Source organism: Enterobacter sp. J49 (assembly GCF_002148625.1).
GTDB lineage: Bacteria > Pseudomonadota > Gammaproteobacteria > Enterobacterales > Enterobacteriaceae > Enterobacter > Enterobacter ludwigii.
Window position 1 is genome coordinate 85779 of record NZ_MWPY01000023.1, and the last position, 26816, is coordinate 112594.

The following is a 26816-nucleotide window of genomic DNA, read 5'->3' on the forward strand; positions in this document are numbered from 1 at the left end:
CAAAATGTGTTGTAGAGGAAGAACCCCATGGATGTCATTAAAAAGAAACACTGGTGGCAAAGCTCTGCCCTGAAGTGGTCTGTAATGGGTCTGCTGTGTCTGCTGGTGGGTTACCTTGTTGTTTTAATGTACGTACAAGGGGAATATCTGTTCGCCATCATGACGCTGATTTTAAGCTCTGCTGGCCTGTATATTTTCGCCAACCGTAAAGCCTATGCCTGGCGATATGTTTACCCGGGCGTGGCCGGGATGGGTCTGTTTGTCCTGTTCCCGCTGATTTGTACCATTGCTATCGCGTTCACCAACTACAGCAGCACCAACCAGCTTGCGCAGGAACGCGCCCAACAGGTGCTGATGGACCGCTCTTATCAGGCGGGCAAAACCTTTAACTTCGGCCTGTATCCTGCGGGCAGCGAGTGGAAGTTAGCACTCACTGACGAAGAAACCGGCAAAAATTATGTCTCCGACGCTTTCAAATTTGGCGGCGAGCAGAAGCTGGCCTTAAAAGAGGCTGCGGCCCTGCCGGAAGGCGAACGCGCTAACCTGCGCATCATTACGCAGAACCGTCAGGCACTGACGCAGCTTACCGCCCAACTGCCGGACGAAAGCAAAGTGACCATGAGTTCACTGCGCCAGTTCTCCGGAACACAACCGCTTTATACGCTGGCGGACGACGGCACGCTGACCAACAACCAGAGCGGCGTGAAGTACCGTCCAAACAACGACATTGGTTTCTACCAGTCCATTACGGCTGATGGCAAATGGGGTGATGACAAGCTCAGCCCGGGCTACACCGTGACGATAGGCTGGGACAACTTCACCCGCGTCTTCACCGATGAAGGGATCCAGAAACCGTTCTTCGCCATCTTTGTCTGGACCGTGGTGTTCTCCATACTGACGGTGATCCTGACCGTTGCCGTGGGCATGGTGCTGGCGTGTCTGGTGCAGTGGGAATCTCTGAAAGGGAAAGCCATTTACCGCGTGCTGCTTATTCTGCCGTATGCCGTCCCGTCGTTTATCTCGATTCTGATTTTCAAAGGGCTGTTTAACCAGAGCTTCGGTGAAATCAACATGATGCTGAGCGCGCTGTTCGGCATCAAACCGGCCTGGTTCAGCGACCCGATCACCGCCCGCTCGATGATTATCATCGTGAACACCTGGCTCGGTTATCCGTACATGATGATCCTGTGCATGGGCCTGCTGAAGGCGATTCCGGACGATTTGTACGAAGCCTCGGCAATGGATGGCGCGGGTCCGTTCCAGAATTTCTTTAAGATTACGCTGCCGCTGCTCATTAAGCCGCTGACGCCGCTGATGATTGCCAGCTTTGCCTTCAACTTTAACAACTTCGTGCTGATTCAGCTGTTGACCAACGGTGGGCCTGACCGTCTTGGCACCACCACGCCGGCAGGCTATACCGACCTGCTCGTCAGCTACACCTACCGTATCGCCTTCGAAGGCGGCGGCGGTCAGGACTTCGGTCTGGCGGCAGCGATTGCCACCCTGATCTTCCTGCTGGTTGGCGCTCTGGCGATTGTGAACCTGAAAGCAACACGCATGAAATTCGACTAAGGAGGGCACAGAATATGTCTATGGTCCAACCCAAATCTCAGAAACTGCGCCTCTTCGCGACGCATTTAGGGCTGCTGATTTTTATCGCGGCAATCATGTTCCCGCTGCTGATGGTCATCGCCATCTCCCTGCGTGCCGGTAACTTCGCGACCGGGAGCCTGATCCCGGATGAAATATCCTGGGAGCACTGGAAGTTAGCGCTGGGCTTCAGCGTTGAACACGCGGATGGCCGCGTCACGCCACCGCCGTTCCCGGTGCTGTTATGGCTGTGGAACTCGGTGAAAATTGCCGGGATTACCGCGATTGGTATTGTCGCACTCTCCACGACCTGTGCTTACGCCTTTGCCCGTATGCGTTTCCCGGGTAAGGCCACGCTGCTGAAAGGGATGCTGATTTTCCAGATGTTCCCGGCGGTACTGTCACTGGTGGCGTTGTATGCCTTGTTTGACCGACTGGGCCAGTACGTGCCGTTTATCGGCCTGAACACCCACGGTGGCGTCATCTTCGCCTATCTTGGCGGTATCGCGCTGCATGTGTGGACCATCAAAGGGTATTTCGAAACCATCGACGGCTCGCTGGAAGAAGCGGCGGCGCTGGATGGCGCGACTCCGTGGCAGGCATTCCGTCTGGTGCTTCTGCCGCTGTCGGTGCCGATCCTGGCGGTGGTCTTTATCCTGTCGTTTATCGCAGCCATCACCGAAGTGCCGGTCGCTTCCCTGTTACTGCGTGATGTAAACAGCTATACGCTGGCCGTCGGTATGCAGCAATACCTCAATCCGCAGAACTATTTGTGGGGCGACTTTGCTGCGGCGGCTGTACTTTCCGCCATCCCTATCACCGTCGTGTTCCTGCTGGCGCAGCGCTGGCTGGTGAATGGCCTGACGGCGGGCGGTGTGAAAGGTTAAGTTTCATTTGTTATGCCACTGCAACCCTCAACTTTAGACGTATTGTATTGACCCAACTTGTGACTGTTGTTAGGCGGCCTCCGGGCCGCCATTTTTTTATTCCCGTTTCAGCCGTTTCGAATTGCACAGCCAGAGCGTGATCACCAGCAGCAGGATCGCCGCCGAATAGATCAGTACGTCGAGCGGGGAGGTATGATCCACGATGATCAGCCGCACAATCGCGGTGATCCCGATGTAAACAAAATAGCGTAGCGGGAAGTGAAAGCCTGACTGGAAATACTTCACAATCAGCGCGATAAATTCAAAGTAGAGAAAGTAGACCACCAGGCCTTCCACCAGCTCATATTTGCTGGTTTGTTCAGGGGCGAACAGCACATCTGCCAGATGCACCGTCTCTTTGCCTAAAAAGACGACCAGTATCAGGCCAAGGCTCAGCAGACCGAGGTTCAGCACGGTCTGGAGGATTGTTGAGATAAACTCAACGCGCGGGCGAGTCAGGGATGTCATAGAGCACCTCATTCTCCAGGGCGAGGTTCCTGTATAACGCAAAAATGTGACGGTGATCTATATTTTTTGTTTATATTATGTTCAGCGCTGTGGCATGTTGCACTGTGACACGCTTATTTCGACGAAGGGATGATGAAATTAACCATTCAACGCGCCACCGTGGATGATGCAAAACAGCTGAGTGAAATGGGGTATGCCAGCTACCGGCATCACTTTGGGCATCTATGGGAAAGCCAGACAGAGCTTGCCGCCTTTCTTGAGCAGGAATACGCACCGCAGGCGATAGCAGACAGCCTGATGCAGCCGGGCACTTACTGGCTCATTGCCAGCGCACAAATGCCAGTCGGTTTCGCAAAATTCTCAACCCAGCAGACCATCGAGCCCGAGGGGCTGTCGGGGACGCTCCTGCATAAACTCTATTTATTGCCGGATGCCACGGGACACCGCTACGGCGAGCAACTCCTTGCGGAAGTGATTCGCCAGGCAAAAGCCTGTTCGGAAAATCTGCTGTGGCTGGAAGTCCTCGAAAAGAACCCTCGCGCACGCCGGTTTTACGAAGCGCAGGGGCTGAAACATGTCAAAGACACCCTCTTCGTCACTGCGGCGCAAACCAGCACCCTCCATATTATGTCGATGCCAGTCTAAGGAGATGTATGCCAGAGCAACGCCAGGCGGCTATTCGTCATGTTGTCTGCGGCGAAAACGTCGTCATTTACGAACCCGCGAATCTTTATGAGTGTTCGCTGGGCGATAACGTCTTTATCGGCCCGTTTGTTGAAATCCAGGCTAACTCGCACATCGGTGCTGACAGCAAAATTCAGTCCCATACCTTCATCTGCGAGTACGTCACCGTCGGTGAGCGCTGTTTCATTGGCCATGGGGTGATGTTCGCCAACGATATGTTCCGCGACGGTAAACCCAATGCCGACCGGCGCAGCTGGGGACACATTCGCGTGGGCAACGACGTTTCAATCGGCAGCGGGGCCACCATTCTGGCTGTCTCAATTTGCGATGGGGCGGTGATTGGGGCGGGAAGCGTGGTGACAAAGTCCATCACCGAGAAAGGGGTTTACGCCGGCAACCCGGCGAGACTGTTGCGGCGTTTGTAAGGTGCCCGGCAGGCGTAACGCTACCGGGCACTCACGCATCATCTGAAGTTGATGTTCTTATCGCTGGTCATGTCGTACAGCTGGAATTTACGACCCAGCTGCTGACCACCGTCACGCGTCAGCGGCGTCCAGCCAATTGCCGCACGGCTGCGGGTTGGGCCTGACGAGAACAGATCCAGCGGAATGGAGACGTACACGCCTTTGGTGAAGTCCCCTTCCCCGTACTCGTCCGGCGAGACGTTAGTGATCGTGGCATAGCCACCGACCACCACACCGCTGTCGAAGTGTTTAGAGATATCCAGCGTGCCGCCTTTATCCCCCGCCAGATACTGACCAACGCTGGCTTTCACCAGTACGTCCGGGGCAAACGACGGCGTCCAGTAGGCCGTCAGGTGGCCGGTTTTAACGCTGTAGTCGGTGAACTTCATCATGTCCTGCGCGCTGCGCCAGTCACGCTGTTTCACGTAGTTGGCATCAAGACCAAACGCCCAGTTGCTGTCTACCGGACGGTAGAGTACTTCAGCCCCCGCGCCGCCAAACATCGTTTCCAGATAACCGCCGTAAACCTGGCCGTAGAAACCGTTACCAAAGTACTGGAAGTAGTTGGCCTGCAGGTTGTTTACGTAAGCGTCGTTCTGCACATATTCACGTACGCGAGTACGCACGCGCGGCAGCTTCGAGTCGTTCGGCGGGTTGGTATAGTTGAACTTGTCGTAGTTGTTGGCAAGGTTACCGAACAGGCTGCCGGTGGTCAGCAGGTGGTCGGTGACCCACAGATCCGCCGTCGCCATGACGCCCAGCTGATACATGTAGAAGTTTTCTGGCCCACCAACAGACTGGTTCAGCACCGGATCGATATGGAAATCAAAGCGCGACTTATCGATATACCAGCCCTGCTCGGTAGTGTCTGGCACCACTGGCTCAACGCGTTTTTGCACCAGTTCGGTTTCATGCCCCAGCGGTTCGCCTTCCAGATGGCGCTTAAGGCTGGCGACATCCGTTTCCGTCGTGACCTGCGGCATGTTCAGACGGTTTTCGGTCACGCGGATCGTGCTGATCCCGTCCGGCAGATCGTTCATGATGATCCGGTTGGCACGTTCGATCCCTTCCCGCGAGTCGCGGTATTTCACCTGCTCGCCGGTCACGTACAGCGTATCGCCTTTCACCTGAATCTTCGGATCCGCCAGACCGGCGTTGTATTTCAGCAGGGTCAGCTGGTTCGCCACGACGGAGTGCTGCAGAATGGCATCCTGCGGCTCCGGCTGGTAGGCAGGCCGCGCGTTGTCGTTGTAGTGTGGCCGCATATCGTTAAAGTTGGTACGCAGCGTCACGCCAAACATCACGGTATTGCCACGCTCATAGCTGAGGTTAACGTCAGCCCAGTCAGCCACACGGTAAATGGCACCGACGTTAAATTTGCTCTTCTGCTCAATCTTGCCGGCGAAATCCTGTGAATAGTCATTCCCTTCGTATTCCAGCTTCAGGCGCAGCGGCTGCCAGGGCGTCTGGTACTCTACGCCACCAAACAGCGAGGCCGGGCCGTGGAACATCTGGTCGCCGTTGATGGAACCCGCTTTCTGATAGCTGTTATCGCGATAGCAATATTTGTCGCTGTAGGAGCAGAACGGGTTTTTCACGTTGCCGCTGGTGCCCAGATACCCCCAGCCGAGACCGAGTGAGAAATCAAACGGTCCCCAGGCTTTGCTGGCCACCACGTATTCCGCATCAAACAGACCGGTACCGCCGATATCCCGTGCGCCAACGGAGACCTGCGGCATCCAGTAACTCTCTTCCCACAGACGCAGCTTCACGTCGAACGCTTTATCTTTGTAGGTCTGATCGCCGGAGAAGGACTCGACGCTGCTGTACCGTTTGGTGCGCACGTCAGTGTAGCGCAGCGTGGTTTCGAGCCACGGAAACAGCTGTACAGCGGCGGAGTAGTAGCGATACTGATCGTTATCACGGTAGTTGAGGCTGATTTCCCCTTCCCGCGCCATGCGCGCGGTAGGCGTTTGCAGTAAACCGACGCCGCCGAAGTCTGACTGAGACGGGCCAATGGGTGCCGGATACGTTTCTGCATGGCAGGCGGCACTCACGCACAACGCCAGCATGCTATAGAGATAGGTTCTTTTCATTATTCCGGTATCCGCTGTTTCAGGGAGTGAAGGATATCGGCGTTCAGTCCGTCATATGCCTTCGTCCAGAAATGGTCGGCAAAACCGACAAAAATGACGCTGCCTGGCATCGGTTCGATATGGCGTTTATTCCAGTAGGCTACCGGTGCTTTTTGCGTTTGGCCGTCCGGGTACACCACCCATGCGTAGCTCTTATCAGCACCGCTCAACAGATGTTGTTCATCGAGATAGCTCGCCACATCGCGACCCGGCATAAACGGCTTGTCACCCGGACTGCTGACAAGCCCGAACACGGTAATGGTAGAAGGCTGAACAGGTAGCCAGAGCGTGTACTCGCCTTCCAGTGACGGGTTAGCCGTTTCCGCGACGCGAACGTGGTCCGGATCGAGATTGACCGGCAACCGTCCGGTGACCTTCAGCGCCTTAAGCTGCTGGCGAAGGCTGTTAATGGCCGCCGCGTCGTCACCCTCTTCCTGCTCCGCCAGCCCTGTTAGCCTGGCGAGCAGCGCGTTGTGTTGTTGCTCCGCCACCACCGTCGCCTGTCGTTCACTGATGACCGCACCCGGCCACCAGCTGTTCGCCAGCCTTGGCTGGCCGACGAGATCGATTAAGTGTCCGGCGTTGGTCAATGTTTTAGGCTTCGTATTGTCCTGCGTATAGACTTTCACCGTCCCGGCAGACCATGCGAGCGGCGTAGCAAAGCTTGCGATCAGCGCCACGCGAATAAGTGTTTTCATGATTTCGCGGCCTTGATCAGCGTGGTTTTGACCGGGAAGAATCCGGCACCAAGATACTGTAACGACTGGCGTATCTGGCCGTCATCGTCCACCCAGAAGCGGTTATGCCAGGTTGCCTGATCGGTAGTGACCTCTTCATCCAGCACGCGAACCCGAGTTTCGTCGCTGCCCACATTGACGCTGTCCGTGCCATCCCAGCGGAAGGTGGAGCGGGTGGTGGCATAGCGAACCTGCTTGTGTTCGGTCCAGCCCATCGTGCGGGTCCAGCTTGCCCCGTCGGTTATCTGGTTCGGCTTGTTCAGCGGATCGGCAGCGAGATTGTTGACTTCAAGCAGGTTGTCGCCCCCGAGCAGGGTTTTCACGATACGGCTATGCTGCGTTACGATGGTGGCCTGATCCTGTGTCACCCATTTCTGCTGCCCGTTTTCATCGAAAGCGAGCACCACAAACAGCTGTGGGCCATCGTTGAGCTGCATGTACTGACTGGCATAGGGCATGTTCTGAAGTTCGTCATCGGTCAGATGCACGCCCGGCGTACCGAACATGCTTTCCCACAGTGAATGGCCCAGCCCTTTGGTGGTGGCCGAGCATGCCTGCAAAAGCAGACAAATCAGGATGATCCCAGGTCGCTTCACGACTCTTCTCCGCATTATTGCCGGGTGATGCTGCGCTTACCCGGTCTACAGGTCCCGAAGGCTACTGAAAAGCCAGAATAACCACACCGAAGTGTGGTTATGATTAAAACACCCGTTATTACTGGGTGCTGGTGGTCGTGGTGGTCGTGGTTCCGGTATTGGAGCCATCACCGCCACCGGTTGCCGCCAGGGCGACACCCACGGCTGAACTTACGGTGCTGGCGCTGGACGCGGTAGAAATCCCCGCAGACGCAGACGTCGCAGCCGAACCTGCCGCTTCTCCGACCTGAACCGGAGCCGCATTAACAGATGTCGCCGCAAGCGCAGATATGGCGAAAATGCCATACAGTACTTTCTTCATAAGAATTTCCCTTCATTTAATGAATGGAGATTTGCCCAAAAAGAATTTCAGGCGGATTCGAGTATACACAACTAAAGGAGAGGGTTTGCCGTAGGGGTAAATAGAAGAAGGGTTTTCGGACAATTGGATAAAATGGAAACAAAAGGACGATTAGATAATAATATAACTTATATAAATCAATGGAATAGAATTAGAACCCGTAATGGTAATTATCCGTATTTTCCTAAAATAAACCGCAGCAATTAACAGGTTAACGACTATTTTCAGATTAAACTCACTGCCGGAATTTGAGTTTAATAACAGACATCAGGAATTATCCTATAAAAAAATGCCGGCATTTCGCCGGCACTTTTTCATGACACTTTAATTACGCGCGCCATGCTTTATAACGGTTGATCAGACCATTTGTGGAGCTGTCGTGGCTGTTAATCGCGTTATCGTCACCCAGTTCAGGCAGGATACGGTTTGCCAGCTGTTTACCCAGCTCAACGCCCCACTGGTCAAAGGTGAAGATGTTCAGGATAGCGCCCTGAGTGAAGATCTTATGCTCGTACAGGGCAATCAGCGCCCCCAGGCTGAACGGCGTAATTTCGCGCAGCAGGATGGAGTTGGTTGGACGGTTGCCTTCGAACACTTTGAACGGCACAACGTGATCCAGCGTGGCCGGATCTTTACCCTGGTCGCGGTATTCCTGCTCAACCACGTCACGAGACTTACCGAACGCCAGCGCTTCAGTCTGTGCGAAGAAGTTAGACAGCAGCTTCGGATGGTGGTCTGACAGCGGGTTATGGGTAATGGCCGGGGCGATGAAATCGCACGGAACCATTTTGGTGCCCTGGTGGATCAGCTGATAGAACGCATGCTGGCCGTTAGTGCCTGGCTCGCCCCAGATGATTGGGCCAGTCTGGTAATCCACGGCGTTACCGTTACGGTCAACGTATTTACCGTTGGATTCCATGTTGCCCTGCTGGAAGTAGGCCGCAAAACGGTGCATGTACTGGTCGTATGGCAGAATCGCTTCGGTTTCAGCCCCGAAGAAGTTGTTGTACCAGATACCAATCAGCGCCAGCAGCACAGGCAGGTTTTTCTCAGGTGCTGTGGTGGAGAAGTGTTTATCCATCGCATGCGCGCCGGAGAGCAGCTCAACAAAGTTGTCGAAGCCGACGGAGAGGATGATCGACAGGCCGATAGCGGACCACAGAGAGTAACGACCGCCCACCCAGTCCCAGAACTCGAACATGTTCGCGGTGTCGATACCGAACTCGCTAACGGCTTTCCCGTTGGTCGACAGCGCGGCGAAGTGTTTCGCCACGTGCTTGTTGTCGCCTGCGGTTTTCAGGAACCAGTCGCGCGCGCTGTGGGCGTTGGTCATGGTTTCCTGAGTGGTGAAGGTTTTAGACGCGACCAGGAACAGGGTCGTTTCCGGATTCACGTTCTTCAGCACCTCGGCGATGTGGGTACCATCGACGTTAGAAACAAAGTGCATGTTGAGGTGGTTTTTGTATGGGCGCAGCGCTTCGGTGACCATGAATGGGCCAAGGTCAGACCCGCCGATACCGATGTTAACGACATCCGTAATCGGTTTGCCGGTGTAGCCTTTCCAGCTTCCGGAGATGATCGCTTCAGAGAAAGCTTTCATCTTTTCCAGCACCGCGTTCACTTCCGGCATCACATCTTTGCCGTCAACGACAATCGGAGTATTGCTACGGTTACGCAGCGCCACGTGCAGCACGGCACGGTCTTCGGTGCGGTTGATCTTCTCACCGGAGAACATGGATTTGATGGCGTCGGCCAGCTCAGTCTCTTTCGCCAGATCCTGCAGCTTCGCCAGCGTTTCTTCGGTAATGCGGTTTTTGGAGAAATCCACCAGCATCAGGTCATCGAAGGTCGCGGAGAACTTATTGAAACGATCGGCATCTTTCGCGAACAGGTCCGCGATGGTGACGTCTTTCATTTCATCATAATGTTTCTGTAGTGCCTGCCAGGCAGCGGTCTGCGTTGGGTTGATGTTTTTCATTAGCAATACTCTTCTGATTTGAGAATTGTGACTGCGGTCGATTGTAGCGCCTGCAAATAAAAATTGTGATGGTTTTTATGCCATTGCCCTGGCCTGCATCAAACACAGGTGAAAAGACCCGAAAAGTATAGCTGCTGAAACGCCCTTCAGGGGCGGCGAAATGTCGGTCAAAAGGCGGTAAAAAGAAGCATAAAATATGGCCCTGTTATAAGTCCTGTTACTGAGGGGTACCCCCCCATAAAAAATCCGCATAATCCCAGCATTGACAGGACCTCCCCCACATTTTATTTATAGGGCCGTATTTTGCGCCTGCACCTGTTCTCGTTTCATTCTTGTGCCAAGGTCGCTTTATTCATTCCCTGACACGAGGTTGTTATGACGAGTTTTGTGGTCGCCAAATTTGGCGGCACCAGTGTGGCCGATTACGATGCCATGAACCGCAGCGCCGATGTGGTGCTGGCCGATCCGAATACCCGCCTGGTGGTGCTTTCCGCCTCTGCTGGCGTGACGAACCTGCTGGTTTCTCTGTCTGAAGGACTGGAAGCAACCGAACGTTTCGTTAAGCTGGACGCACTGCGCAAAATTCAGTTCAACATCCTTGAACGTCTGCAGAATCCGAACGTGATCCGTGAGGAAGTGGAACGCCTGCTGGAAAATATCACTACCCTGGCTGAAGCCGCCTCTCTGGCGACCTCCACCGCGCTGACCGATGAACTGGTCAGCCACGGCGAGCTGATGTCCACGCTGCTGTTCGTGGAGATCCTCCGCGAGCGTAACGTCCATGCTCAATGGTTTGACGTGCGTAAAGTCATGCGCACCAGCGATCGCTTTGGCCGTGCCGAGCCGGATGTTGAAATGCTGGCCGAACTGACCCAGCAGCAGCTGGCTCCGCGCCTGGCAGAAGGGATGGTGATCACTCAGGGCTTTATCGGTAGCGAAGCCAAAGGCCGTACAACAACGCTTGGCCGCGGCGGCAGTGACTATACGGCAGCCCTGCTCGGCGAAGCGCTGCATGCCACCCGTGTGGATATCTGGACTGACGTGCCGGGTATTTACACCACCGACCCGCGCGTGGTCTCTGCGGCGAAACGCATTGATGTGATCGCGTTTGAAGAGGCGGCAGAAATGGCCACCTTCGGCGCGAAAGTATTGCACCCGGCGACGCTGTTGCCGGCCGTGCGCAGCGATATCCCGGTCTTCGTTGGCTCCAGTAAGGATCCCAAAGCAGGCGGTACGCTGGTGTGCAAGAAAACCGAAAACCCACCATTGTTCCGAGCGCTGGCCCTGCGCCGCCGCCAGACGCTGGTGACGCTGCACAGCCACAATATGCTGCATTCTCGCGGTTTCCTGGCGGAAGTGTTTGGCATCCTCGCGCGCCATAATATCTCCGTGGATTTGATCACCACATCCGAAGTGAGCATCGCGCTGACGCTGGACACCACTGGCTCCACGTCAACCGGCGACACCCTGCTGACGCAGTCGTTGCTGATCGAACTCTCTGAGTTGTGCCGCGTGGAAGTGGAAGAAGATCTGGCGCTGGTTGCTATCATCGGCAACAAGCTGTCGCGTGCCTGCGGCGTGGGCAAAGAGGTCTTCGGCGTACTCGACCCGTTCAGCATTCGTATGATTTGCTACGGCGCCTCCAGCTACAACCTCTGCTTCCTGGTGCCAGCCGATCAGGCCGAGCAGGTCGTGCAAAAACTTCATCAGAATTTGTTTGAATAAAATTCGTTAGCACGATAAACAATACCTATAAGCCGGGCACAGACCCGGCTTTTTTATAACTAAACAACACGACAATACTGCAAGGACTATCTATGTTATCCGCCATCACCCGGCTGTTCCCGTTGTGGGCACTGCTGCTTTCCGTACTCGCGTATTACACTCCCACCCACTTTACGGGCATTGGCCCATGGGTCACGACGCTGCTGATGCTGATTATGCTCGGCATGGGCGTACACCTGAAAATTGACGACTTCAAACGCGTTCTGTCGCGCCCGGCCCCCGTAGCGGCAGGAATTTTCCTGCACTACCTGGTCATGCCGCTTGCGGCGTGGCTGCTGGCCATGGCCTTTAAAATGCCGCCAGATTTATCCGCCGGTATGGTGCTGGTTGGCAGCGTGGCCAGCGGCACGGCATCCAATGTGATGATTTACCTGGCAAAAGGTGATGTGGCGCTCTCGGTGACCATCTCTTCCGTTTCAACGCTGGTGGGTGTGATTGCCACGCCGCTGTTAACGCGTCTGTATGTGGATGCGCAGATTCAGGTAGACGTCATGGGGATGCTGCTCAGTATTCTGCAGATTGTGGTGATCCCGATTGCGCTGGGCCTGGTGATTCACCATCTGTTCCCGCGCGTGGTCAAAGCCGTTGAACCGTACCTGCCTGCCTTCTCGATGGTCTGTATTCTGGCTATCATCAGCGCCGTGGTTGCCGGCTCCGCCTCGCACATTGCCTCAGTGGGCTTTGTGGTGATCATCGCGGTAGTGTTGCATAACACCCTTGGTCTTTTGGGCGGTTACTGGGGCGGGAAGCTGTTTGGTTTCGACGAATCTACCTGTCGTACGCTGGCAATCGAAGTGGGGATGCAAAACTCGGGGCTGGCCGCAGCACTGGGCAAAATCTACTTCTCGCCGCTGGCGGCCCTGCCGGGTGCGCTGTTCTCCGTCTGGCATAATCTGTCCGGCTCGCTGCTGGCAGGCTACTGGTCAGGCAAACCCATTAATGAGCCCGCGAAAAAAGATGCAGTGAAACAGGGTTAATTTCCTTCGCTTGCTTTACACTGGAGCCTCCCCTTCAGGAGGCTTCAGCAATGGCTACACCACGTTTGACCCAGAAAGACATGACGGAAGCTGAGCAGCGCGAACTGAAAACGCTCCTCGACCGCGCTCGTATTGCCCATGGGCGTACGCTGACTAACGCCGAAACCAATCAGGTTAAAAAAGAGTACATCGATAAATTGATGGCTCAGCGTGAAACTGAGGCGAAACAAGCCCGCAAGCTGAAAAAAGAGCAGGCTTATAAACCCGATAAAGAAGCGACCTTTTCCTGGTCAGCCAATACCTCACCCCGTGGAAGGCGCTAATTAGCGCCCTTTCTTTTTACGGCCCGGCTGGACGAAGCGTTTGCCCGCAGGCTTGCCGCGGCTTTTCTCTTCTGATGGCGGCGCTTTCACCACCGGGCGCTTAATGGCCTGGGTTTTCGGTTTGGCTTTCGTTTTTGGCTTCGCTTCAGACGATGAATTCTCGATGAGCCTGAACAGCTCAATCAGTTCGTCATCCGTTAAATCACGCCACTCGCCCAGTGGAATACCGGACAGACTCACGTTCATAATGCGCGTACGTTCGAGCTTCACCACGTCATAACCGAAGTGCTCGCACATCCGGCGGATCTGACGGTTTAAGCCCTGCACAAGGGTAATGCGGAAAGCAAACGGCGCCTCTTTCTTCACCTTGCACTTCTTCGTGACGGTCCCCAGAATCGGCACACCTGCGCCCATACCGCGGATAAAGTCGTCCGTGATCGGCTTATTGACCGTGACGATGTACTCTTTCTCGTGGTCGTTACCGGCACGCAGAATTTTGTTCACCAGATCGCCGTGGTTGGTCAGGAAAATCAGCCCCTGTGAGTCTTTATCAAGGCGGCCAATCGGGAAGATACGGCTGCTGTGGTTAACGAAATCAACAATGTTGTCCCGCTCGCCGTCTTCCGTGGTACTGACGATGCCAACCGGCTTATTCAACGCGATAAATACCAGGTCTTCCGCATCACGCGGTTCAATGAGCTGACCATTCACTTTGACCACGTCACCGGGGACGACCTGGTCACCGATGGTGGCGCGTTTGCCGTTGAGGAACACGTTACCCTGTTCAATGTAACGGTCCGCCTCGCGACGTGAGCAGATCCCGCTCTCGCTAATGTATTTGTTTAATCGTGTTGATTGAGTTGGCAGCATAGTTTCTCCTGTAAAGGCGAAATATACCTTAGGTTTGGGCTGGTAAAAAGATTAGCCGACGGTTACCGGGCATCATGCCCGGCGTAAACCTGCTGGTTTTCAGGTTAACCACCTTATAAAGGCGCTTTCAGAGATTAATATTCATCTCGATCGTCGTCTTCATCCGGCTGCTCCATGACGCTATAAGCGACCGCGCAGAATAACGAGTTGAGACGCTTCATGTCCCCCAGCAACCCCAGGTGCAGGGAGCTGGTTTCAATGCTCTGGACGTTCTGCTGGTGCAGTCGTTCAACGTGGGCGTGCGAGTAGCGCCGGTTGAGGATACGGAAGCGATGTTTGTTACGACGCAAACGGCGTGCGCTCGGTACGTCGCTGGAGAAGAAGACCAGCATTGCCAGCTTCAGGTTGCTCAGCAACTGCTCGTGCAGCGCCTCGAGCTCCTTCAGGCCTTCAACCGAGAAGGCGCGGCGCGCGGCAAGGGATTTGTCAGCAATTTCACTTCCCATACGCTCAACGATATCCGAGGCCTGCTCGAGGTTAAGCGACATTTCGATGATTTCCGCCCAGCGGCGGGACTCTTCCTCTGCCAGTTCATCCTGCGGAATACGCGCCAGGTAGAGCTTGATGGCGGTATAGAGCACGTTGATATCGTCCGCCAGCCTGCGCAGCTCTTTCTCTTCTCGCGGCTCTCCGTGCATGACCTTTTGCAGCCCTTCAAGCATCGTTTCCATGGCATCGCCCATGCGCAGCGTCTCGCGCGCGGCATTAGCCAGCGCCAGTGCCGGGGTATCCAGCGCGGAGGTGTCCAGATGCTTAGGTTTCAGACGCGCATCCAGCTCCGGTTCATCCCGAATAAGCCGTTCGCAGAAGCGGGCCATGGGTTCAGCAAAAGGCACCATCGCCAGACAACGCACCAGGTTGTAAAACACGTGGAAATAGATAACCAGCTCAGCCTTCGGTAACGGGAGATTGTCCATCAGGTTGGCCAGCGGATAGACAAACGGCAGAATAATCAGGCTGCCCACCAGCTTAAACAGCAGGCTTCCGAGCGCCACGCGCCGGGCAGCAGCGTTTGCGGCGCTGTTATTGAGCATCGCCAGCAGGCCAGATCCAAGGTTGGCCCCGATCACCAGACACAGCGCGACCGGGAAAGAGATCGCCCCCGCGGCGGTTAACGTCGCCGTCAGCAGCACAGCGGCCAGGCTGGAGTAACTGACGATGGCAAATACCGCGCCGATCAACGCATCCAGCATGATGTCCCCGGTCAGCGAGGCAAAGATGACCTGAACGCCGTTGGCCTCGGTGATGGGGGTCACCGCCTGCACAATCAGCTCCAGCGCCAGCAGGATCAACCCAAGGCCAATCCCCACGCGGCCAAGCTGTCCGGCACGCGTCTGCTTACGGCCAAGGAAAAAGATGACACCGATAAAAATCAGCAGCGGCGACAGCCAGGAGAGATCGAAGGTCAGGATACGCGCCATCAGCGCGGTACCCACGTCAGCGCCCAGCACAATGACCAGCGCGGGTGCCAGCGCCACCAGATCCTGCGCCACAAACGAGGTCACGAGCAGGGTCGTCGCATTACTGCTCTGCACCAGTGCCGTCACGCCGATGCCCGCGCAGAAGGCGAGCGGCTTCTTCTCAACGCTGCTGCTGAGAACGGTGCGTAAGCGCGCGCCAAAGACGCGCATAACGCCGGTACGGACAATATGCGTGCCCCATACCAGCAGTGCTACTGCGGAAAGCAAGTGTAACAGGGTCAGCACGGAAGGTTCTCCTCCTTATCGTTCTACGTTTTTATGATTCAGTATAAGGGTTTAAACGTAAGAAAGAGACAGGGCGCCTCATGAGCGCCCTGTTTGTTGTAAGGAAAAGTGACGTTAGTCAGCGTCGTAGCCTAAATTGGGTGCCAGCCAGCGTTCAACCTCTGAGACACTCATGCCTTTGCGCAGGGCGTAATCTTCAATCTGATCGCGCTGCAGCTGCGCGACGGCGAAGTATTTGCTGTCGGGATGGCTGAAATACCAGCCGGACACTGATGCCCCAGGCCACATGGCGAAAGACTCGGTGAGCTTCATGCCGGTATGGGCTTCTACATCCAGCAATGTCCAGATAGTGCCCTTTTCGGTGTGTTCCGGGCAGGCTGGATAGCCCGGAGCCGGACGAATCCCCTGGTAGTTTTCGCGGATCAGCTCCTCGTTGCTGAGGTTCTCATTGGCCGCGTAGCCCCAGTGCACCTTGCGCACGCGCTCGTGGAGGTACTCTGCGAAGGCTTCCGCCAGACGATCGGCAATCGCTTTCACCATGATTTTATTGTAATCATCGTGCTGCACGTCGAACGCCTCCGCCAGCGCATCTTCTTCAAGACCCCCGGTCACGGCAAACGCCCCGATATAATCCGCTTTCCCGGAAAGCTTCGGTGCAACGAAATCGGCCAGGCAGTAGTTAGCAAAGCCCACTTTCTCGGTTTGCTGGCGCAGATGGCGACTTACTGCCAGCACGTGCGTGCGGGTCTCGTCGCGATAAATTTCGATGTCATCGCCCACACGGTTCGCCGGGAACAGGCCCACCACGCCGCGCGGATTGAGGCTTTTCTGCGCACTCAACTGGTCAAGCATTTCGTTGGCGTCGTTGAACAGGCGTTTGGCTTCTTCCCCGACCACCTCATCTTCAAGGATGCGGGGATATTTACCCGCCAGTGACCAGGTCATGAAGAACGGTGTCCAGTCGATGTAGTTACGCAGCGTCTCGATGCTGGCAGTAACGTCCTGAACGCCCAGACGATGCGCCACAGGGGGCGTATAGCTGGCCCAGTCAAACGCCAGATCGTTATCGCGTGCGGCCTGGAGTGTCACCGGCGGCGTCCGCGGTTTCTTACGGCCATGCTGAATACGCACGGTCTCGTACTCTTTGCGGGTACGCGCGACAAAATCATCACGCTGGGTGGCAGACAACAATGCCGACACGACACCCACGGTACGCGAGGCGTTTTGCACATAAACCGTCGGGCCACTGTAGTTCTGCTCGATTTTCACCGCCGTGTGCGCTTTGGACGTTGTCGCCCCGCCAATCAGCAGTGGAATGGTAAAGCCCTGACGCTCCATCTCTTTCGCCACGTTGACCATCTCGTCCAGCGACGGGGTAATCAGCCCGGAAAGTCCAATCAGGTCAGCATTCACTTCGCGCGCGGTTTTGAGGATTTTATCCGCCGGCACCATCACGCCAAGATCGATAATCTCGTAGTTATTACACTGCAGTACGACGCCCACAATGTTCTTACCGATGTCATGCACGTCGCCCTTCACGGTGGCGATCACCATTTTACCGTTGCTGGAGCCTTTCTCTTTGCTGGCTTCGATAAAGGGTTCGAGATAGGCCACCGCCTGCTTCATGACGCGTGCGGATTTCACCACCTGCGGCAGGAACATTTTGCCTTCGCCAAACAGATCGCCGACCACGTTCATGCCGTCCATCAGCGGCCCTTCGATCACTTCAATCGGGCGCGTCGATTGCTGACGTGCTTCTTCGGTGTCCTGTTCAATAAACTCGGTAATTCCCTTAACGAGTGAGTATTCCAGACGTTTTTTCACATCCCAGGCACGCCACTCCGCCTGCTGAATGTTTACCGATGCATCGGATTTACTGCCGCGGTATTTCTCGGCCAGATCCAGCATGCGCTCGGTGGCATCATCACGCCGGTTGAGGATCACGTCTTCTACGGCGTCGCGCAGTTCCGCCGGCAGGTCGTCGTAAATGGCCAGCTGTCCGGCGTTAACGATCCCCATGTCCATACCGTTACGGATAGCGTAATAGAGGAACACGGCGTGGATAGCTTCACGCACCGGATCGTTACCGCGGAAGGAGAATGACACGTTCGATACGCCGCCGGAGATCAGCGCATGCGGCAGCTCGCGTTTGATGTCTTCACACGCGCCAATAAAGTCCTGCGCGTAGTTATTGTGCTCTTCAATACCGGTGGCAACCGCGAAAATGTTCGGATCGAAGATGATGTCTTCCGGCGGGAAGCCCACCTCTTCGGTCAGAATTTTGTATGCGCGGCGACAAATCTCGATTTTGCGCGCGCGGGTATCGGCCTGGCCCATTTCATCGAAGGCCATCACCACCACGGCGGCACCATAACGGCGCACCATCTTCGCGTGGTGGATAAAGGTATCAACGCCTTCTTTCATCGAGATGGAGTTAACAATGCCTTTACCCTGAATACACTTCAGCCCTTTCTCGATGACTTCCCACTTAGAGGAGTCAATCATGATCGGCACCCGGGCAATGTCCGGCTCGCCGGCAATCAGGTTGAGGAAGCGCACCATCGCCGCTTCGGCGTCGAGCATCCCCTCATCCATATTGATGTCGATGATCTGGGCGCCGCTCTCAACCTGCTGGCGGGCCACGTCCAGCGCTTCACTGTACTTCTCTTCTTTAATCAGCCGTTTGAATTTCGCCGAACCGGTCACGTTAGTCCGCTCCCCGACGTTCACAAACAGGCTATCGTCACCGATGGTCAACGGCTCAAGGCCGGCCAAACGGCAGGCAACCGGCAGCGTAGGCAGTTGACGCGGCGGCAGACCCGCCACCGCATTGCTCATCGCGGCAATATGCTCTGGCGTGGTACCGCAGCAACCACCGACGATATTCAGAAAACCGGATTCGGCCCACTCGCGGATTTGCGCCGCCATGGTGTCTGCATCCAGATCGTATTCACCAAAGGCGTTCGGCAGGCCGGCGTTCGGGTGTGCGGTGACATAGCATTCAGCGATGCGCGAAAGTTCCTGCACATACTGACGCAGCTCATCGGGACCCAGCGCGCAGTTCAGGCCGAAGGAGAGCGCTTCAGCGTGACGCAGGGAGTTGTAAAAAGCTTCTGTGGTCTGGCCGGAGAGGGTACGACCAGAGGCGTCGGTGATGGTACCGGAAATCATGATCGGCAGGTCGACGCCCAGCGCCTCGAACTCCTCTTTCACCGCGTAAATCGCGGCTTTGGCATTGAGGGTGTCGAATACCGTTTCAATCAGGATCAGATCGGAACCGCCTTCCACCAGCGCTTTGGTCGATTCACGATACGCCGCCACCAGCTGATCAAAGCTGATGTTACGAAAGGCCGGGTCGTTCACATCGGGTGAAATCGACGCGGTGCGGTTGGTCGGGCCAAGCACCCCGGCCACGTAGCGCGGTTTGTCCGGCGTACGGGCTGTCCATTCATCAGCGCAGGCGCGGGCCAGCTTTGCCGCGGCAAGGTTTATCTCCGCCGACAGGGATTCCATCTGGTAATCCGCCATGGCGATGGTTGTCGAGTTAAAGGTGTTGGTTTCGACGATATCCGCACCTGCCTCGAAATACGCGTTGTGGATCGCCGAAATGACCTGCGGTTTGCTGAGCACCAGAAGGTCGTTGTTACCTTTGAGGTCGCATGGCCAGTCGGCGAAACGCTCACCGCGGAAATCGTCTTCACTCAGACGATAGCTCTGGATCATGGTACCCATGCCGCCGTCCAGCACCAGAATTCGTTTATTTAACTGCGCACGCAGTTGCTCTACTTTGCTGCTCACACTTGCTCCCGACAACGCTCAACCAGGCCAAAAGGCCAGCAGTCCATACTGGCACAATCTCGCAGGGTGTAAAAGTCACACAGCGGTAACATGAGACATGTTCACTATCACTCATCCGATCAGTCAGGATAACGGTTGCAAAATCACCAAATAAAACGAAAATGATTTCCACGATACAGAAAAAGGAGTTCGTCATGGTCACGACCGTTCCCGCTAAACGCGGCAGAAAACCTGCTGCCACCACCGCCGCCTCTCAGGGCGGACAGGTTCAATCGCTCACGCGCGGTTTGAAGCTGCTGGAATGGATAGCCGAGTCGCACAGCAGCGTGGCCCTGACAGAGCTGGCACAGCAGGCTGGCCTGCCGAACTCAACGACCCATCGACTGTTGACCACGATGCAGCAGCTGGGCTTTGTGCGCCAGGTGGGCGAGCTGGGACACTGGGCGGTGGGCGCACATGCGTTTATCGTCGGCAGCAGCTTCCTGCAGAGCCGCAACCTGCTGGCGATTGTGCACCCTATTCTGCGTAAGCTGATGGAAGATTCCGGCGAGACGGTAAACCTGGCCGTGCTCGACCAGAGCGACCATCAGGCCATTATCATCGACCAGGTACAGTGCACCCAGCTGATGCGTATGTCGGCACCGATTGGCGGCAAGCTGCCGATGCATGCCTCCGGGGCGGGGAAAGCGTTTCTGTCGCAGCTCAGCGAAGAGCAGGTCACCGGGCTGCTGCACCGGAAAGGGCTGCACGCCTACACCCACGCCACGCTGGTCTCACCGGTACATCTGAAAGAAGATCTGGCCCTGACCCGCAAGCGCGGCTATTCGTTTGATGACGAGGAGCATGCGTTAGGCCTGCGCTGCATTGCGGCCTGCATCTTTGACGAGCACCGCGAGCCGTTTGCCGCCATTTCGATCTCCGGACCGATTTCCCGTATGACCGATGACCGCGTCACGGAGTTAGGTGCGCTGGTGATTAAGGCGGCGAAAGAGGTCACGCTGGCATATGGCGGGATTCGATAACATCGGGTGCACCTGAATCCCTCTCCCGTCGGGAGAGGGGGCATTACACCGCATATCGGATGCAAAACCGTTGTTTGCGGCGATAGGCATACACATCTTCCACATGCCCATTCTTGATGCGCGTCTGCAGACCCCGCCAGTAGCTGGCACGAAACAGGTCATCATGCATCTCTTCAAACAGTGGCCTGATGCGCGGGTCAGCGCACAGCCAGTGGCGAAACTCCTCAGGAAAGACATCTCCCGGTGAGATGCTATACCACGGCTCGCCGGACAGTTCATCTTCCGGATAGCGGGGCTGCGGTATATCGCGGAAATTCACCTCAGTCATATAGCAAATTTCATCGTAATCGTAGAACACCACCCGCCCGTGACGGGTGACCCCGAAGTTTTTAAACAGCATGTCGCCCGGGAAGATATTCGCGGCGGCAAGCTGACGGATAGCGTTGCCGTATTCTTCTATGGCATCCCGTAATGCCTGACCTTCGGACTGCTCCAGCCAGATATTGAGTGGGATCATGCGGCGTTCGATATAAAGATGGCTGATGGCAATTTTGTCGCCCAGATCGGTGATTTTCGCCGGCGCTTCCTGCAGTAATAACGCCATTAATGCCGGATCGATCTGCTGCTTATCCAGCACAAAGTTCTCGAACTCCTGGGTGTCCGCCATTCGCCCGACGCGATCGTGCTCTTTAACCAGCTGGTAGCAGGCGCGGACGTGAGCAGCGGTCATCTCCTTCTGCGGCGCGAACGTATCTTTGATGACCTTAAACACCCGATCAAAACCCGGCAGGGTAAAGACCAGCATCACCATGCCGCGAATACCGGGGGCTTCGATAAATTGCTCATCTGCCGTGGTGACATAGCGCAGATATTCCCGATAGCTTTCCGTCTTGGCGTGTTTCTGACAGCCAATGGCCATGTACAGCTCGGCGGTGGTTTTCCCCGGCAGGATCTCGCGCAACCACTCCACCAGAGCAGCAGGCAGCGGGGCATACACCATAAAGTAGGAGCGGGCGAAACCAAAGACAATGCTGGCCTCGGCGCTGGTCGTCAGGCAGGCATCAACAAACAGTTCACCGTCATCGGTACGATGGATGGGTAACAGAAACGGCACAATGGCCGACGGTGTCATCAGTTTACCGACCAGCCAGGCAGCCTTATTACGGTAAAAAAGCTCATTGGCAACCTGCAAATGGCTTTGCCCGAGCACCTCTTCGCCAAAGGTCTCCTTGAGATGCGCAGAGATATAGCCGATATCACGGGTTTTATTCTCCCAGGGCAAACGCAGCGGCAAATCCGTTAATACGCGATGCAGGAGCTTTTCCCAGCCGCGATCGGGAAAGAAATCCTTCGCCAGCGGACGCGGAATAGTGCGAAAGCGGCGTTCCGGCTGAGAGCTAAAGATAAATAACCGCTCAGGAGATAATGAGCGGTGGTCAAATAACCGGCAATAGACGGAGTTGAAAAAGCTCTCCGCAATCTCGAAGCGCGGGTAATCTGGTAACAGATGGGTGTAATGCTCCTTCACGCGCAGTAAAAACTCCGCGTCAGGGATTTTGCCGTCGGTAATGCAGCGCAACTGCTCCACCACCAGACCCACATGGTGATCGTAAAGGTGGATTCGCTGCTTCATGGCCTGCTGAACCGCATGCCAGTCGGCGTGCTCAAAACGCTGCTGCGCGCCGGATGTGACTTCCAGGAAACGTCCGTACTGGGCATCGAAGCCCTGCAGAATAGTTTGGGCAATCAGTAATTCCAGACCACGCGACATTGTTCATGCTCCCTCACCCCGGCCCCCTCCCGACGGGAGAGGGAGTATGTTCACAGGCCCGGTAGCGTGCCACCGGGCGTTACATGGCTCAGAACTGGGCTTCTTCCGTCGATCCCGTTAAGGCGGTGACGGAGGAGGTGCCCCCCTGGATGATAGTGGTCACGTTATCGAAGTAACCGGTCCCGACCTCCTGCTGATGCGAAACGAAGGTATAGCCCTCTTTACCGGCAGCAAATTCCGGCTGCTGCACCTTCTCAACGTAATGCTTCATGCCTTCACCCTGCGCGTAGGCATGCGCCAGGTCGAACATGTTGAACCACATGCTGTGAATGCCAGCCAGCGTGATGAACTGATATTTGTAGCCCATGTCGGACAGCTGCTGCTGGAAGCTGGCGATGGTTTTATCGTCCAGTTTCTTCTGCCAGTTGAAGGACGGCGAGCAGTTATAGGCCAGCAGTTTGCCCGGATATTTGGCGTGGATAGCATCGGCAAAGCGTTTTGCCAGCGCCAGGTCCGGCGTGGAGGTTTCGCACCAGACCAGGTCCGCATACGGTGCATATGCCAGCCCACGGCTGATCGCCTGTTCAATGCCAGCATGGGTACGATAAAACCCTTCGCTGGTGCGTTCACCGGTAATGAACTCGCTGTCGTAAGGATCGCAGTCAGAAGTGATCAGGTCAGCCGCATCCGCATCGGTACGGGCAATCACCAGCGTGGGTACGCCGAGCACGTCAGCCGCCAGACGCGCCGCAACCAGCTTCTGAATCGCTTCCTGGGTTGGGACAAGGACTTTCCCGCCCATGTGTCCGCATTTCTTCACTGACGCCAGCTGGTCTTCGAAGTGAACGGCCGCTGCACCGGCCTCAATCATCGATTTCATCAGCTCAAAGGCGTTCAGCACGCCGCCGAATCCCGCTTCCGCATCCGCGACGATTGGCAGGAAATAGTCAATAAAACGCGGATCGTTTGGCTCAATGCCTGCCGCCCACTGGATCTGATCCGCACGGCGGAAGGTGTTGTTGATCCGATCCACCACGGTTGGTACCGAGTTTGCCGGATAGAGCGACTGATCCGGATACATGCTGGAGGCCAGGTTGGCGTCCGCCGCAACCTGCCAGCCGGAAAGATAGATGGCTTCGATGCCGGCTTTCGCCTGCTGCAGGGCCTGGCCGCCAGTCAGCGCGCCGAGGCTATTGATGTAACCTTTTTTGGCACCGCCGTGCAGCAGATCCCACATTTTCGCCGCGCCGCGCTGCGCCAGGGTACATTCCGGATTGACCGAGCCACGCAATTTCACCACCTCGTCCGCGCTATACGGGCGGCGGATGCCTTCCCAGCGAGGTTGGGTCCACTCTTTCTTCAATTCTTCGATTTGTTGGGTACGGGTTTTCATGTGCAGATGCTCCATATTGTTGTGGGGTGAATTACGCCAGGAAGCGGTAGCCCGGCAGGGTCAGGAAGTCGATTAAGTCATCGGATGTGGTGATTTGCTCCATCAGGCGTGCGGCGTCATCAAAACGTCCGCTGCTGAAGCGGTGTTCACCCAGTTCGTCCTGGATCACCCGCATCTCTTCGGCCAGCATCTGACGGAATAGGGATTTGGTCACCGGCTTGCCGTTGCTGAGCGTTTTTTGATGGTGGATCCACTGCCAGATTGAGGTGCGAGAGATTTCGGCGGTAGCAGCATCTTCCATCAGGCCGTAGATCGGCACGCAGCCGTTACCGGAGATCCACGCTTCAATGTACTGGACGGCTACGCGGATATTGGCGCGCATGCCCTCTTCCGTACGCTCGCCCGCACACGGTGCCAGCAGGTGTTCTTCAGCCGTTGGGGCATCCTCATCACGCGTCACAAACAGCTGGTTTTTGTTCTCACCGAGTACGCGGTTGAAGACGTCCATTGCCGTATCCGCCAGACCCGGATGCGCGATCCACGTTCCGTCATGGCCATTTCGTGCTTCAAGCTCTTTATCGGCTTTCACCTTGTTGAGCACCTGATTGTTACGTTCAGCATCTTTGCTTGGGATAAATGCCGCCATTCCCCCCATCGCAAAGGCCCCACGCTTGTGGCAGGTCTTAATCAACAGGCGTGAGTAGGCACTCAGGAACGGTTTATCCATGGTGACCACCTGGCGATCCGGCAGTACACGATCGGGATGATTTTTCAGGGTTTTGATGTAGCTGAAGATGTAATCCCAGCGTCCACAGTTCAGCCCAACAATATGGTCGCGCAGCGCATGCAGAATTTCGTTCATCTGGAACACCGCAGGCAGCGTTTCAATCAGCAGGGTGGCTTTAATGGTGCCGCGCGGCAGGTTGAAACGATCTTCCGTGTAGCTAAACACTTCACTCCACCAGGCCGCTTCCTGCCAGGCCTGTGTTTTCGGCAGATAGAAATAGGGGCCGCTGCCTTTTGCCAGCAGATTCTTGTGGTTGTGGAAGAAATAGAGGGCGAAGTCAAACAGACTGCCCGGAATGGCTTCGCCACGCCAGGTGACATGCTTTTCAGGCAGATGCAGTCCACGTACGCGACAGATCAGAACCGCCGGATTGGGTTTCAGTTGATAGATTTTGCCGGCTTCGTTGGTATAGCTGATGGTGCCATTCACGGCATCGCGCAGATTGATTTGCCCGTCGATGACCTTATGCCAGTCCGGCGCCAGTGAGTCCTCAAAATCTGCCATAAAGACTTTTACGTTCGCGTTCATGGCGTTGATCACCATTTTGCGCTCCACCGGGCCGGTGATTTCGACGCGCCGATCCTGTAAATCATCCGGAATGCCGCGGATTTTCCACTCACCACGGCGAATGGAAGCGGTTTCCGAAATAAACCCAGGCAACTTGCCATCGTCAATTTCCTGCTGCTGATGAATGCGTGCCGCCAGCAGCTTATTGCGCGTTGGCGTAAAGCGGGTCACCAGTTCGGTCAGGAATTCGACAGCGTCTGCTGTCAAAATTTGCTGTTCTTGCTCGCCATGCGGCTGGGTAAAGGCCAGTTCATCGACCGTCGTTGCCTGTTGAGTCATTACTCTGCTCCTCATCAAAGATCCAAAATCACGCCCCCGATGCGAACGAAAGATCGTTGTGTAGTTTTCGCTCAGCAGAATTAAGACTATCTATATTTTTTCCAAAATCAAAAACAATTTCCATTTTAATTATTAAATGCATTTAACACATTGATTAATATAAAATTAAAGTTTTATTGTTTGTTGAGTGGTATTTCGGAAATGAAAAAGGCACCCGAAGGTGCCTGATGTGAATAGCTGAAACGCTTTAGGATCGTTTAGCGCAGAAGATTACTCCAGCGTTGGATTCATGTGGCGCAGATCGTATGGCGTGATCTGGTAGACGTAATAGTTGAGCCAGTTCGTAAACAGCAAATTCCCGTGGCTACGCCAGGTGGCTCTCGGTTTGTTCTGTGGATCGTTTTTGGGGAAATAGTTGTACGGAACGTCCGGATTCAGACCGGCTTCAACGTCACGGAAATACTCCGACGCGAGGGTGTTCGGATCGTACTCAGGATGGCCGGTAACAAAGGCAATGCGCTTGTCTTTACTGGCAAACAGGTAAGCATCCCCGTCTTCGGTTTCGGCCAGGATATCGAGATCGGTGTAATCACGAATCAGCTGTGCCGGGAAATCGGCGTAGCGCGAGTGTGGGGCCAGGAAAGAGTCATCAAACCCGCGCGTCAACAGGGCGTGAGGTTGAACAAGGTGGTGCTCGTAAACACCTGAAAGCTTCTCAGTGCGGGTTTGTTTGGGGATCCCATAGAGGATATTCAGGGCAGCTTGCACCGCCCAACAAACAAACAGCGTGGACGTGACGTGATCTTTAGCCCACTCCAGTACCTGTTTGATCTGCGGCCAGTAGGCAACATCATTAAATTCGACCAGGCCCAGCGGTGCACCGGTCACAATCAGTCCGTCGAAGTTTTCGTCGCGAATGTCGTCGAAGTTACAGTAAAAATTATTCAGATGCTCAGAAGGCGTATTTCGCGACTCACGGGCATCGATTCGCAGCAGCTGGATATCAACCTGCAGCGGCGAGTTCGAAAGCAAACGCAGGAACTGGTTCTCTGTTTCGATCTTTTTCGGCATCAGATTGAGAATAAGCACCTTCAGTGGGCGAATTTCCTGACCTGTAGCGCGTGAAGTCGTCATCACAAAGACGTTTTCATCACGTAAGAAATTGACGGCTGGTAGCTCGTCCTGCACCCGAATCGGCATAACCTCATATCCTCACAGCATACGTATAAACGTTTAGACATCCAGACAGCTAACGATACCCAAAAACAGGCTGAATGTCGAGTCTGCAAGCGGAAGGTGAGAAAGTTTCAAGGAGGAAGTAAGAAGCCCAAAAAGCAAAAAACCCCGCACCATACGGTACGGGGTTCTTTTAATTGATGCCTGGCAGTTCCCTACTCTCACATGGGGAGACCCCACACTACCATCGGCGCTACGGCGTTTCACTTCTGAGTTCGGCATGGGGTCAGGTGGGACCACCGCGCTAAAGCCGCCAGGCAAATT

The 26816-nt window shown here is 55.4% G+C and carries 21 protein-coding genes and 1 rRNA gene; 8 read left to right on the forward strand and 14 right to left on the reverse strand.

Translation table 11 applies throughout. The features are described from left to right. Positions 1–27: 27 nt before the first annotated feature. Positions 28–1572, forward strand: coding sequence for a maltose ABC transporter permease MalF (malF, locus tag BJP35_RS05285; protein WP_020882850.1), 1545 nt, complete (start codon positions 28–30; stop codon positions 1570–1572). 14 nt (positions 1573–1586) lie between these two features. Next, on the forward strand, positions 1587–2477 hold the full coding sequence (gene malG / locus BJP35_RS05290; RefSeq protein ID WP_014168193.1) for a maltose ABC transporter permease MalG: 891 nt from the start codon (positions 1587–1589) through the stop codon (positions 2475–2477). A gap of 96 nt (positions 2478–2573) precedes the next feature. Here the strand turns inward: malG and psiE are convergent, their stop codons facing one another. Then, a complete protein-coding gene (psiE, locus tag BJP35_RS05295) occupies positions 2574–2984 on the reverse strand; it encodes a phosphate-starvation-inducible protein PsiE (RefSeq protein ID WP_020882851.1) in 411 nt (136 codons plus the stop codon). 129 nt (positions 2985–3113) lie between these two features. Here psiE and BJP35_RS05300 point away from each other — a divergent pair, with 129 nt between their 5' ends. Both BJP35_RS05300 and BJP35_RS05305 read left to right on the forward strand, forming a co-directional pair. Next, entirely contained in the window at positions 3114–3629 is a 516-nt protein-coding gene (locus BJP35_RS05300; RefSeq protein ID WP_052951135.1) for a GNAT family N-acetyltransferase, read from the forward strand. A gap of 8 nt (positions 3630–3637) precedes the next feature. Then, complete coding sequence (locus BJP35_RS05305) at positions 3638–4093, forward strand: acyltransferase (RefSeq protein WP_020882853.1); 456 nt, start codon at positions 3638–3640, stop codon at positions 4091–4093. A 38-nt stretch (positions 4094–4131) separates the two neighbouring features. Here the strand turns inward: BJP35_RS05305 and BJP35_RS05310 are convergent, their stop codons facing one another. The 5 genes from BJP35_RS05310 to pgi all read right to left on the reverse strand — a co-directional run bounded on the left by BJP35_RS05310 (position 4132) and on the right by pgi (position 9978). Continuing rightward, positions 4132–6228, reverse strand: coding sequence for a YjbH domain-containing protein (locus tag BJP35_RS05310; protein WP_014168189.1), 2097 nt, complete (start codon positions 6226–6228; stop codon positions 4132–4134). Continuing rightward, positions 6228–6965, reverse strand: coding sequence for a capsule biosynthesis GfcC D2 domain-containing protein (locus BJP35_RS05315; protein WP_047954910.1), 738 nt, complete (start codon positions 6963–6965; stop codon positions 6228–6230). The genes BJP35_RS05310 and BJP35_RS05315 overlap by 1 nt, the downstream gene beginning before the upstream one ends. Beyond that, entirely contained in the window at positions 6962–7600 is a 639-nt protein-coding gene (locus BJP35_RS05320; RefSeq protein WP_050737731.1) for a YjbF family lipoprotein, read from the reverse strand. The genes BJP35_RS05315 and BJP35_RS05320 overlap by 4 nt, the downstream gene beginning before the upstream one ends. A 118-nt stretch (positions 7601–7718) precedes the next feature. Continuing rightward, the gene (gene yjbE, locus BJP35_RS05325) at positions 7719–7961 is read right to left on the reverse strand and encodes an exopolysaccharide production protein YjbE (protein WP_014168186.1); all 243 of its coding nucleotides are present in this window, start codon (positions 7959–7961) and stop codon (positions 7719–7721) included. Positions 7962–8328: 367 nt separating this feature from the next. Further along, the gene (gene pgi / locus BJP35_RS05330; RefSeq protein ID WP_025206404.1) at positions 8329–9978 is read right to left on the reverse strand and encodes a glucose-6-phosphate isomerase; all 1650 of its coding nucleotides are present in this window, start codon (positions 9976–9978) and stop codon (positions 8329–8331) included. 375 nt (positions 9979–10353) lie between these two features. Between pgi and lysC the strand changes: the two genes are divergently transcribed. The 3 genes from lysC to BJP35_RS05345 all read left to right on the forward strand — a co-directional run bounded on the left by lysC (position 10354) and on the right by BJP35_RS05345 (position 13063). Then, entirely contained in the window at positions 10354–11703 is a 1350-nt protein-coding gene (gene lysC, locus BJP35_RS05335; protein WP_014168184.1) for a lysine-sensitive aspartokinase 3, read from the forward strand. 92 nt (positions 11704–11795) lie between these two features. Further along, complete coding sequence (panS, locus tag BJP35_RS05340; RefSeq protein WP_014168183.1) at positions 11796–12740, forward strand: ketopantoate/pantoate/pantothenate transporter PanS; 945 nt, start codon at positions 11796–11798, stop codon at positions 12738–12740. A 50-nt stretch (positions 12741–12790) separates the two neighbouring features. Beyond that, complete coding sequence (locus BJP35_RS05345; RefSeq protein WP_014168182.1) at positions 12791–13063, forward strand: DUF3811 domain-containing protein; 273 nt, start codon at positions 12791–12793, stop codon at positions 13061–13063. On the opposite strand, the gene rluF is transcribed toward BJP35_RS05345, so the two are convergent. From rluF to metH, 3 genes are all read right to left on the reverse strand, one after another. After that, positions 13064–13933 (reverse strand): 23S rRNA pseudouridine(2604) synthase RluF, encoded by an 870-nt coding sequence (gene rluF, locus BJP35_RS05350; RefSeq protein WP_086462946.1) that lies wholly within the window; start codon positions 13931–13933, stop codon positions 13064–13066. It abuts the gene before it with no gap. Positions 13934–14067: 134 nt separating this feature from the next. Continuing rightward, positions 14068–15699 (reverse strand): Na/Pi cotransporter family protein, encoded by a 1632-nt coding sequence (locus BJP35_RS05355; protein ID WP_020882860.1) that lies wholly within the window; start codon positions 15697–15699, stop codon positions 14068–14070. 114 nt (positions 15700–15813) lie between these two features. Further along, positions 15814–19497 carry a methionine synthase gene (gene metH / locus BJP35_RS05360; protein WP_086462947.1) on the reverse strand — a complete coding sequence of 1228 codons (3684 nt, stop codon included), beginning with the start codon at positions 19495–19497 and terminating at the stop codon, positions 15814–15816. Between the two features lie 194 nt (positions 19498–19691). Here metH and iclR point away from each other — a divergent pair, with 194 nt between their 5' ends. Beyond that, positions 19692–20519, forward strand: a complete 828-nt coding sequence (iclR, locus tag BJP35_RS05365) for a glyoxylate bypass operon transcriptional repressor IclR (protein WP_020882862.1) — start codon at positions 19692–19694, stop codon at positions 20517–20519. Between the two features lie 43 nt (positions 20520–20562). Here the strand turns inward: iclR and aceK are convergent, their stop codons facing one another. The 5 genes from aceK to rrf all read right to left on the reverse strand — a co-directional run bounded on the left by aceK (position 20563) and on the right by rrf (position 26810). Then, positions 20563–22290 carry a bifunctional isocitrate dehydrogenase kinase/phosphatase gene (gene aceK / locus BJP35_RS05370; RefSeq protein ID WP_079231507.1) on the reverse strand — a complete coding sequence of 576 codons (1728 nt, stop codon included), beginning with the start codon at positions 22288–22290 and terminating at the stop codon, positions 20563–20565. Positions 22291–22378: 88 nt separating this feature from the next. Continuing rightward, positions 22379–23683 carry an isocitrate lyase gene (gene aceA, locus BJP35_RS05375; protein WP_086462948.1) on the reverse strand — a complete coding sequence of 435 codons (1305 nt, stop codon included), beginning with the start codon at positions 23681–23683 and terminating at the stop codon, positions 22379–22381. A 31-nt stretch (positions 23684–23714) separates the two neighbouring features. Then, positions 23715–25316, reverse strand: coding sequence for a malate synthase A (gene aceB / locus BJP35_RS05380; RefSeq protein ID WP_040018674.1), 1602 nt, complete (start codon positions 25314–25316; stop codon positions 23715–23717). A gap of 270 nt (positions 25317–25586) precedes the next feature. Beyond that, positions 25587–26516 carry a homoserine O-succinyltransferase gene (gene metA / locus BJP35_RS05385; RefSeq protein WP_014168174.1) on the reverse strand — a complete coding sequence of 310 codons (930 nt, stop codon included), beginning with the start codon at positions 26514–26516 and terminating at the stop codon, positions 25587–25589. Positions 26517–26694: 178 nt separating this feature from the next. Beyond that, a 5S ribosomal RNA gene (gene rrf / locus BJP35_RS05390) occupies positions 26695–26810 on the reverse strand. Between the last annotated feature and the right edge of the window lie 6 nt (positions 26811–26816).

Coding starts and splice junctions, on each gene's coding strand:
- BJP35_RS05315 (WP_047954910.1), bottom strand. CDS start 6,965: ATGAAAACACTTATTCGCGTGGCGCTGATCGCAAGCTTTGCTACGCCG.
- aceB (WP_040018674.1), bottom strand. CDS start 25,316: ATGACTCAACAGGCAACGACGGTCGATGAACTGGCCTTTACCCAGCCG.
- psiE (WP_020882851.1), bottom strand. CDS start 2,984: ATGACATCCCTGACTCGCCCGCGCGTTGAGTTTATCTCAACAATCCTC.
- aceK (WP_079231507.1), bottom strand. CDS start 22,290: ATGTCGCGTGGTCTGGAATTACTGATTGCCCAAACTATTCTGCAGGGC.
- BJP35_RS05310 (WP_014168189.1), bottom strand. CDS start 6,228: ATGAAAAGAACCTATCTCTATAGCATGCTGGCGTTGTGCGTGAGTGCC.
- malG (WP_014168193.1), top strand. CDS start 1,587: ATGTCTATGGTCCAACCCAAATCTCAGAAACTGCGCCTCTTCGCGACG.
- iclR (WP_020882862.1), top strand. CDS start 19,692: ATGGTCACGACCGTTCCCGCTAAACGCGGCAGAAAACCTGCTGCCACC.
- panS (WP_014168183.1), top strand. CDS start 11,796: ATGTTATCCGCCATCACCCGGCTGTTCCCGTTGTGGGCACTGCTGCTT.
- BJP35_RS05300 (WP_052951135.1), top strand. CDS start 3,114: ATGATGAAATTAACCATTCAACGCGCCACCGTGGATGATGCAAAACAG.
- lysC (WP_014168184.1), top strand. CDS start 10,354: ATGACGAGTTTTGTGGTCGCCAAATTTGGCGGCACCAGTGTGGCCGAT.
- metA (WP_014168174.1), bottom strand. CDS start 26,516: ATGCCGATTCGGGTGCAGGACGAGCTACCAGCCGTCAATTTCTTACGT.
- yjbE (WP_014168186.1), bottom strand. CDS start 7,961: ATGAAGAAAGTACTGTATGGCATTTTCGCCATATCTGCGCTTGCGGCG.
- malF (WP_020882850.1), top strand. CDS start 28: ATGGATGTCATTAAAAAGAAACACTGGTGGCAAAGCTCTGCCCTGAAG.
- rluF (WP_086462946.1), bottom strand. CDS start 13,933: ATGCTGCCAACTCAATCAACACGATTAAACAAATACATTAGCGAGAGC.
- pgi (WP_025206404.1), bottom strand. CDS start 9,978: ATGAAAAACATCAACCCAACGCAGACCGCTGCCTGGCAGGCACTACAG.
- BJP35_RS05345 (WP_014168182.1), top strand. CDS start 12,791: ATGGCTACACCACGTTTGACCCAGAAAGACATGACGGAAGCTGAGCAG.
- BJP35_RS05305 (WP_020882853.1), top strand. CDS start 3,638: ATGCCAGAGCAACGCCAGGCGGCTATTCGTCATGTTGTCTGCGGCGAA.
- aceA (WP_086462948.1), bottom strand. CDS start 23,683: ATGAAAACCCGTACCCAACAAATCGAAGAATTGAAGAAAGAGTGGACC.